Source organism: Cellulomonas sp. P4_D11, assembly GCF_056401915.1.
Map to the genome: position 1 here is coordinate 1 of NZ_JBFUIK010000075.1, position 1,065 is coordinate 1,065.

Here is a 1,065-nt window from a genome sequence, read left to right on the forward strand (position 1 = left end):
GGCGTGGACCTCGTCGGCCCGCCCGGCCAGCAGCGCGCCCAGCAGGCCGGCGAGCACGTCGCCGGCCCCGGCCGTCGACAGCCACGCCGGCGCGTCGGCCTGCGTGTAGGTGGCGCCCTGAGCCCCCGCCACCACGGTGACCGGGCCCTTGAGCAGCACGGTCGCCCCGGTGAGCTCGTGCGCCCGGCGGGCCCAGCGCAGCGGCTCCGCCTCCACGGCGCCCCGCTCGACCTCCTCGCCGCGCTGGGTGAGCAGCCGGGCGAGCTCCCCGGCGTGGGGCGTGAGGACCGCGTGGGGGCCGATGTGCGGCGGCAGCAGCTCGAGCGCCCCCGCGTCGACGACGGCCGCCTCGCCGCGGTGGACGACGTGCTCGAAGGCGTACTCGATTCGCCGCCGCTGCCCCGCGTCGTCGGGCGAGACGCCGGGACCGAACACCCAGGCCTGCACGCGCCCGTTGCCGACCACCACCTCGGGATGCGCCGCGACGACGGCGTCTCCCACGTCGCCCAGGTACCGCACCATGCCGACGCCGGCGCGCACCGCGGCGCTCGTCGTGAGCACCGCCGCACCCTGGTACGCCCGCGACCCGGCCACGACGCCGACGACGCCCCGCGTGTACTTGTGCGCGTCGGCGGTCGGCACGGGCCACAGGTCGGCCACGTCGCCCGGTTCGAGCCGGACGACCGCGGGAGCGCCGGCGAGGTCGAGGCCCAGGTCGACCAGCTCGACCCGGCCCGCCGACGCCGACGCCGGCGGGAGCAGCAGCCCCGGCTTGAGCGCCCCGAAGGTCACCGTCAGGTCGGCGTCGAGGACCGTCCCGTCGCGGCGTCCGTCGTCGACCCCGATCCCCGACGGCACGTCGACCGCGACGACGAAGGGGCGCCCCCGCGCCGCCAGGGCCTCGACCAGGTCAGCGGCGGGCCCGCGGAGGCCCGACCCGTCGGCGCCGATGCCCAGGATCCCGTCGAGCACCACGTCCGCACCGGCCGCGAGCGCCGCCGACCCCTCGCTCACGGGCTCCGCGCGCCCCCCGGCCGCCCGCAGCGCCGCCACGCCGCCCTGGTG

Annotated in this window: 1 protein-coding gene; it reads right to left on the reverse strand. The window is 79.2% G+C overall.

Annotation, left to right across the window (positions count from 1 at the left end):
- Window positions 1–1,065: bifunctional ADP-dependent NAD(P)H-hydrate dehydratase/NAD(P)H-hydrate epimerase (locus AC1DT4_RS20230; RefSeq protein WP_477091549.1), on the reverse strand; the 1,065-nt coding region annotated here is incomplete at both ends.